General features: G+C 46.2%; 7 protein-coding genes. All 7 read left to right on the top strand.

Annotated features, from left to right (window positions below; genetic code table 11):
• Window positions 1-125 precede the first annotated feature (125 nt).
• The 7 genes from ACN084_RS08305 to alaS all read left to right on the top strand — a co-directional run bounded on the left by ACN084_RS08305 (window position 126) and on the right by alaS (window position 7,639).
• Window positions 126-887 carry a siderophore-interacting protein gene (locus tag ACN084_RS08305; protein ID WP_419106535.1) on the top strand — a complete coding sequence of 254 codons (762 nt, stop codon included), beginning with the start codon at window positions 126-128 and terminating at the stop codon, window positions 885-887.
• A 92-nt stretch (window positions 888-979) separates the two neighbouring features.
• Window positions 980-1,414 (top strand): D-aminoacyl-tRNA deacylase, encoded by a 435-nt coding sequence (dtd, locus tag ACN084_RS08300; RefSeq protein WP_419106534.1) that lies wholly within the window; start codon window positions 980-982, stop codon window positions 1,412-1,414.
• 39 nt (window positions 1,415-1,453) lie between these two features.
• The gene (locus tag ACN084_RS08295; protein ID WP_419101656.1) at window positions 1,454-2,896 is read left to right on the top strand and encodes a replication-associated recombination protein A; all 1,443 of its coding nucleotides are present in this window, start codon (window positions 1,454-1,456) and stop codon (window positions 2,894-2,896) included.
• Window positions 2,897-3,149: 253 nt separating this feature from the next.
• Entirely contained in the window at window positions 3,150-3,782 is a 633-nt protein-coding gene (gene rpsD, locus ACN084_RS08290) for a 30S ribosomal protein S4 (RefSeq protein WP_419101657.1), read from the top strand.
• 251 nt (window positions 3,783-4,033) lie between these two features.
• Window positions 4,034-4,417, top strand: coding sequence for a DUF948 domain-containing protein (locus ACN084_RS08285; protein WP_419101658.1), 384 nt, complete (start codon window positions 4,034-4,036; stop codon window positions 4,415-4,417).
• The gene (locus ACN084_RS08280; protein WP_419106533.1) at window positions 4,417-4,878 is read left to right on the top strand and encodes a peptide chain release factor 4; all 462 of its coding nucleotides are present in this window, start codon (window positions 4,417-4,419) and stop codon (window positions 4,876-4,878) included. Before ACN084_RS08285 ends, ACN084_RS08280 begins: the two co-directional genes overlap by 1 nt.
• A gap of 76 nt (window positions 4,879-4,954) precedes the next feature.
• Window positions 4,955-7,639 carry an alanine--tRNA ligase gene (alaS, locus tag ACN084_RS08275; protein WP_419101660.1) on the top strand — a complete coding sequence of 895 codons (2,685 nt, stop codon included), beginning with the start codon at window positions 4,955-4,957 and terminating at the stop codon, window positions 7,637-7,639.
• The last annotated feature ends 1 nt before the right edge of the window (window position 7,640 follow it).

Genomic DNA, 7,640 nt, shown 5'->3' with positions numbered 1-7,640 from the left:
CCCCCACCCCCCCCCTCATGTTTTTGTGTCTCGTACACAAAATAAGGTTGACCTAACTTTTATTCTTGTTCTCTGGCATACTGGACTCATTAGCTTTCGTTGATGACGAGAAGAAGGGGTATCTCATGGGGCGCGGTATATGTGGTGTACTTCTAAAAGTTCTACGTGCAGGAGATTATTCATGTACGGTACGTCGTATCTGGCAGCATAGCCCTAGTATGCTCGCTCTAAGAGTGAGCTCTCCAGGTTTTGTTCATGAAGTCCGTCCTGCACAGGGGGAGTACCTTCGCTGTTGGTTTCCTTCTTTAGAGAATCCCCATAAAGAAGAGATGCGCGGGTACACGGTTACTAACGTTGATGAGCAAACAGGGGAGTTCACCCTCTTTTTCCTTTTACACACTCCGTATGGCCCAGGTAGTTATTGGGCTACTCACGCACAAGTTGGGGATACTTTTGAGTTCTCTTATTATGGTTCTCATCCTTTTGAGGTACCCTCTGAGACGCCTCAAGGTTTTGTGTTTATCGCTGACGCTGCAGGTATCCCTTATATCAATGCTGTAGTTGAACGTTTAGAGGGACGTTTCCCCATACAGATTTGGTTATCTCGCTGGCATGAAAGTGATGAAAGTATCCCGTTATGCTCCGGAGAAAATATCACGGTACATTGGATTGAACCTACTCCAGAGGCAATGCTGGAGAAGACGAAAAGCTGGGATTGGCAAGGTTGGTTCCCTCATCTTGTTTGTGAGGCTAAAGTTCTTTTGCCCACCCGAAGATATCTTCTTAAAGAGGCTTCTGTTTCTAAAACTTTTATGCATTCTCACGCCTATTGGGTTAAAGGTCGTGCGATGGGCACTACTCGAGATATTCGAGAAGTAGAAAACTAATGTTTAAGATGTTTTTAAAAAAGCGGTAGCCTCAAGAAAAGAGAACAGAAAATGCGCTGTTCAATATTAGGCGCTAGAAGAAATAGGTTTTTATGAAAGTCGTTATTCAACGGGTACAACAAGCTAAGGTCTGTGTAGGTGGAGAACAAGTTGGTGCTATTAGCCGTCCTGGACTATTAGCGTTAGTTGGCATAACACACACGGATACCCCTGAGATTGTCAAAAAACTTGCGGAGAAAACATGGAAATTGCGTCTTCTTGAGGGTGAGAAAAGCTGCTCAGATATCGGTGCACCCATTTTAGCGGTGTCCCAATTTACCTTATATGCGGATTCTCGTCGTGGGCGACGTCCCTCTTGGTCAGCTGCTGCTGGTCAAGAAATTGCAGAACCTCTATTTAATAGCTACGTCCAACATCTCAAAGATTTAGGAGCGGAAGTCTCTGAAGGAATTTTTGGTGCTGATATGCAAGTTAGTATCATTAACGATGGGCCAGTAACAATCATTCTTGATAGTGATGAGCTATAAAATTCTTTGTGCGACGAAGGACAAGGGTAGGATAGCAACGTGACAGATTCTCTTTTTACCCTTGATAACGATAACGAAGAACCGTCCTCTGAACCAATTCGATCTTTTACTCAGGCACCTTTAGCGGTGCGGATGCGTCCGCGCACCTTAGATGAAGTCATCGGGCAGAAACAGCTTCTTCATCAGGGTGCTCCTTTAAGAATTTTAGCTGGAGAATCGGCTGGTCCAGCTGGCCCACAATCCGTGATTTTATGGGGTCCTCCAGGCACAGGAAAAACTACTTTAGCGCATGTTATTGCTGGTGGTAGTGGACGAAAATTCGTAGAACTTTCTGCGATAACGGCTGGAGTTAAAGATGTCCGTCAGGTGATGGAACAGGCCTTGCTCGATCGTGATATGTATGGAACAACTACTGTATTGTTCTTAGACGAGATTCATCGTTTCTCTAAAGCGCAACAGGATGCTTTACTTCCCGGAGTTGAAAACCGTTGGGTTGTTCTTGTTGCGGCAACAACAGAGAACCCTTCCTTTTCTATTATTTCTCCACTAGTGTCACGATCTTTAGTGCTAACTTTAGAGTCTTTACAGGATGAGGATATTCGTCAGCTATTAGTTCGAGCAGTTGAAGATTCTCGTGGTTTTGGTGGGAAAGTCCATATATCAGAACCTGCACTAGAACATTTTGTGGCCTTATCAAAAGGTGATGCTCGTAAAGCGTTAACCGCTTTAGAAGCAGCTGTAGCGGCTGCCTATGGGCAAGAAAAACTACCGAAACAAGAATCTATAGAAGAATCTGAAAACTTGGGCCCTCTCGTCGTTTCTTTAGAACACGCTGAAGAAGCACTGAATCAAGCCTCTATCCGATATGACCGTAACGGTGACCAGCACTATGACGTTATTAGCGCTTTTATCAAGTCTATTCGCGGTTCAGACGTTGATGCTGCATTACATTATCTTGCAAGGATGCTCACCGCTGGGGAAGACCCTCGTTTTATTGCTCGCCGTTTAGTTGTGCATGCTAGTGAAGATATCGGTATGGCTGACCCGACAGCGCTAACAACAGCTATTAATGCTGCGCAAGCTGTTCAGCTTGTGGGTATGCCAGAGGCTCGTCTTAACCTTGCTCAAGCAACCATTCACCTTGCAACGGCGCCTAAATCTAATGCTGTCATTGCGAGTATTTCTCAAGCCTTAACAGATGTAAAAGCTGGTAAAGGTGGCGCTGTTCCTTTACATCTTCGTGATAGTCATTATCCTGGTGCAGCTCAAATGGGGCACGGTCGTGATTATATTTATCCCCATCATGTTCCTTTTGGTGTGGCTGAACAACAATATTTACCAGATGATTTATTAGGCAGAAAATATTATCACCCCACAGAGTACGGCGCAGAAAAGAATATTGCTAGTCGTTTGAGAGCTATTGCAAAAATTTTGCGGGGGTCTTCAGTTCGTGAATCCTCACGAAAAAACCATGAAAAATAGGTGTGAGAAAATACACCTAAGATGTGTAGGCGTTCATAGACATGTACGGTAAGGTAGAACCGTGGTTGGCAAGCCTATCTAAAACGCACATTTCGATGTGATCACCAAATAGGTTGCAGTGTCTGAAGTGCGGCTGCTTCACACTCTCCACCGCACAAAATCGTGTGCGGATATTTTGGAGGCCAATCCATCAGAATAAATGGTCGGCACACTAGCTGTTTTGTGTGCTACCAACCGCTATGAAAGGTAAATTGTGGCTAAAAATAACCGCACCCGCCGTACCGTGCGTCATTCTCGTGCTCTTGGTATTGCGCTGACTCCTAAGGCAGAAAAGTACTTCGAACGTCGTCCTTACAGCCCTGGTCAGCATGGTCGTAACCGTCGTAAGGCTGACTCCAACTATGCAATCCACCTTCGCGAGAAGCAGCGTCTACGCGCTCAGTACAACATTCGCGAAGCTCAGATGCGTCGCGTATACCTCGAAGCTAAGCGCGTTGAAGGTCAGACCGGTAAGAACATGGTTGAGATTCTTGAAACTCGCCTTGACGCACTTGTTTTGCGTTCCGGTTTTGCACGCACCATTGCTCAGGCACGTCAGCTTGTTGTTCACCGTCACATTATGGTTGACGGCGTTCGTGTTGACCGTCCTTCCTTCCGTGTGAAGCCAGGTCAGCTCATCCACGTTCACCCTAAATCTGAGAAGATGGCTCCTTTCCAGGTAGCTGCTACCGGTGCACATAAAGATGTTCTGCCTGATACTCCGGCGTACCTCAACGTTGAGATTGAGAAGCTCCACGCTAAACTCGATCGTTTGCCTAAGCGCGAAGAGATTCCGGTCACCTGCGAAGAGCAGCTTGTCGTTGAATACTACTCACGTTTGGCATAGAACATACGTTCGTTCAGCCCGTGCTTCTTCCATCATTGGAAGAGGGCACGGGTTGTCCGTTTTAAATACGTCAGTTTTTGATGTAATCGTCGTTTTCTGAAGTTAACGTGTGCTCCTAAAAAGATGAGAAAACACGATAACCTGAAAATAAATCGTCTGTATCTTATTCCATGCAGTAGTATTGTTATCAATTCGTGTTCTTAATTTCTGATATTGAGGCGCAGACTGTACACACTAGGAAAGAAGGATCTATGAGCGGTGGAGACATTGCCGGGCTTATTGCTGCGGCAGTATTTGCAATACTTGTAGCGCTTCTAGCCTTACCTATTATTAAATTGGGAAAAGTTTTTGACGAACTGGTAGTAACGATTCGTTCTCTCAACGGGGAAACGACCCCCTTAATTAGAGAAGTGACAAAAACTGTTACAACCACCAATACCCAATTAGAAAAAGTGGACGATATTACGAATAACGTTTCTGATGCCTCAGCAAACGTATCTGCTCTTTCCTCATTAGTTACCTCAACTGTTGGGCAACCTCTTATTAAGGTTGCTTCCTTCTCCTACGGTGTACGTAAAGCTATGCGAGCAGATAAGCAAGGCACCGCATCTGCAACACCTAAGGAGCGTCCATAATGGGGTTCTGGAAGAGTGCAGCTCTACTAGCTGGTGGTGCAGTTGCTGGGTATCTGGCGCAACGTATTAATCAAACAACAGATGTGAGCCAAACGTTGATTCGCCGAACTTCGTCAGAGTTATCTTCAGTTTCTGGACGGAAGGCTCAAGTGGCCCGATTCTTTGATTCTCCGTGGGGTCAGCCTCTTCAAAAAGTCGCTCTAAAAGCAACTCAATTTGCTGCTCAAGTAAAAAGTGGGATGGAAGAGCACGAAGCTCAGCTGAAACAAAAGTTTCAGGAGCAAAAGAATGAGGCTCGTCCAGGCTCTTTAGATTCTTGGGCGGTAGCAGAGAATTCTGATAACACTGAACTAATACCACATTCTACGAGTTCTTCATTCTCCGGCACGGAACGCAGGGTCTACCGTGACCGTCAGTTAGGTGAAGACTTTTTCGAAGGTCATTCTTCTAGCGAGACTTAGAGCATATTGGGTGTAGTAGCCTTTTATATATTTTTTAGAACATTTATTCATCATCATAGGTTAGGAATATAGCTTCATGCTTTCACAGGAAATATCAAAGCGATGGCTTGAATTCTTTAAAGAACGCGGTCACACAGTCGTTCCCTCCGCCTCGCTTGTTTCCAACGAGCCAGGTGCAATGTTTACCATCGCCGGTATGGTTCCTTTTATTCCTTATTTCTTGGGCCGTGAAGTTCCTCCTTATCGCCGAGCAACTTCCGTGCAGAAATGTATTCGCACCCTTGACATCGAAGAAGTAGGTAAAACAGCTCGCCACGGAACGTTCTTCCAGATGGCTGGCAACTTTTCTTTCGGTGATTACTTCAAAAAAGAGGTAATCCCTTGGGCATGGGAGCTACTGACAACATCTGTTGATCAGGGCGGTTTTGGACTTGAGCCAGAACGTCTTTGGGTCACCGTTTACGAAGGCGATGATGAAGCCTACGAGCTATGGACGAAGACCGTCGGTTTACCTGCTGAACGTGTTCAGCGCATGGGTATGAAAGAAAACTATTGGTCTACTGGTCAGCCTGGTCCTGCGGGCCCTGACTCTGAGATTTTCTATGATCGTGGACCTGCCTATGGTAAAGATGGTGGTCCAGCTGTTGATGATGACCGCTATATTGAAATCTGGAACCTTGTGTTCATGCAATACCAGCGTGGTGAAGGTACCGGAAAAGATAGCTTTGAGATTCTTGGAGACTTGCCTGAGAAGAATATCGATACCGGGCTAGGCGTTGAGCGTCTTGCAATGCTATTGCAGGGTGTTGAAAACTTCTATGAGACAGATCAGGTTCGTCCCGTACTTGATGCAGCTGCAAAACTATCTGGTAAGACTTATCACGGCTCTGAAACAGCTCAGGATGAAGGCTACGAAGACGATGTACGTATGCGTGTTGTCGCAGACCATATCCGTTCTTCACTGATGCTCATTGCTGACGGTGTGACTCCCTCTAACGAAGGTCGCGGATATATTCTTCGCCGTCTGATGCGTCGCGCTATTCGAGCGATGCGATTGTTAGGGGTAACTGAGCCATGCCTGCCCGTATTGTTCCCTGCTTCTCGTGATGCCATGGGTGGAGCGTTCCCGATTGTTGTTGAAGACTTCGAACGTATTTCACGTATTGCGTATGCAGAAGAAAAGGCATTCTTAAGAACTATCGAATCCGGTACTGAGCGCCTCGAAGAAGCCGTTAAGGAAGCTAAAAAAGGTAGCTCTATCGTCTCTGGTACTGAAGCTTTCACTTTGCACGATACCTATGGTTTCCCCATTGACTTGACGTTGGAGATGGCTGAAGAAGCCGGCGTGAAAGTCGACGAAAAAGCTTTCCGCGAGCTCATGGAAGAGCAACGTACTCGTGCACAAAAAGACGCGAAAGCGAAAAAAGGCGCTTTCGCAGATCTTTCTGCATTGCGTGAGCTTGCTAATGAACGTGGCTCTGTCTTCACTGGTTATGAAGAACTTAAAACACCAACTGTTCTACGTGCTATTTTGGTCAATGGCATGACTGTTCCGGCTGCTCATGCAGGGGACCGTATCGAAGTTGTTTTGGACGAAACTCCTTTCTATGCTGAAGCTGGTGGTCAGGCGGCCGATACCGGATACATCAGCGGTAACGGTTTTGTGATTGACGTTGAAGACGTGCAACAACCTGTTAAAGGTTTGAGTGTGCACCGCGGCGTAGTCCGTGAAGGTGAGGCTCTTGCCGGTGCTGAAGTAGTTGCACAGGTTAACGAACGTCGTCGTCGTGATGGCGAAAAAGCTCACTCTGGTACGCATATTGTGCATGCAGCGCTACACCAAGTATTAGGTCATGAAGCAACTCAACGTGGATCGTTCAATAAAGAAGACTATTTGCGTTTTGATTTCGCATGGGGCGAAGGGCTCTCCGAATCTGTACAACGTGAAATTGAAGAAGTTGCTAACACCGCAATTCGTGATAATTTGCAGACTGTTACACAAGAGATGCCGCTAGATGAGGCAAAGAAACTCGGTGCGATGAGTCTCTTTGGAGAAAAATACGGTGACACCGTACGTGTTGTTGAAATTGGTGGAGATTTCTCTCGTGAACTTTGTGGAGGAACCCACGTATCATCCTCTGCAGAGATTGGTTCTTTGACATTGCTTTCAGAACAGTCTGTTGGTTCTGGTAACCGTCGTGTTGAAGCGCTTGTCGGATATAGCTCCTTTAACCATTTGGCAACAGAACGTACTCTTGTTAACCAGCTGACAGGCATGATGAAAGTACAATCTTCTGCTGAACTTCCAGAACGTCTTTCTCAGACCCTGACAAAGCTTAAGAACGTGGAAAAAGAGCTCGAGAAACTTCGTATTGAAAAACTTCAAGCTGAAGCCGGAAAACTTGTTGCCTCAGCAGAACTCATCGGACAAATCCGAGCTCTTGTTCATAATGCTGGTGAACTATCAGTAAATGAGTTACGTAATCTTGCAATGGATTTGCGTCAACGTCTAGGCTCAGAGCCTGCTGTTGTTGCAGTAACAGCTGTTAATAATGGTCGCCCGGTTGTTCTCGTAGCAACTAACGAAGGTGCTCGTGAACACGGCGTTAAAGCTGGAGCTTTGGTTCGTGTTGCTGCAGGTGTCCTCGGCGGTGGCGGTGGCGGTAAAGACGACATGGCTCAAGGTGGCGGACAAGACCCAACTAAGGTTGATGATGCACTCACAGCTATTCGTTCTGAACTTGCGAAAGTCAGTGCTTAAC

The organism is Rothia sp. P7208 (genome assembly GCF_048512915.1).
In the GTDB taxonomy this organism is placed as follows: Bacteria; Actinomycetota; Actinomycetes; order Actinomycetales; family Micrococcaceae; genus Rothia.
The sequence above is the reverse complement of the archived record's forward strand: the minus strand, read 5'-3'. Positions and strand labels throughout refer to the sequence as shown.

Coding starts and splice junctions, on each gene's coding strand:
- ACN084_RS08305 (WP_419106535.1), top strand. CDS start 126: ATGGGGCGCGGTATATGTGGTGTACTTCTAAAAGTTCTACGTGCAGGA.
- dtd (WP_419106534.1), top strand. CDS start 980: ATGAAAGTCGTTATTCAACGGGTACAACAAGCTAAGGTCTGTGTAGGT.
- ACN084_RS08285 (WP_419101658.1), top strand. CDS start 4,034: ATGAGCGGTGGAGACATTGCCGGGCTTATTGCTGCGGCAGTATTTGCA.
- ACN084_RS08280 (WP_419106533.1), top strand. CDS start 4,417: ATGGGGTTCTGGAAGAGTGCAGCTCTACTAGCTGGTGGTGCAGTTGCT.
- alaS (WP_419101660.1), top strand. CDS start 4,955: ATGCTTTCACAGGAAATATCAAAGCGATGGCTTGAATTCTTTAAAGAA.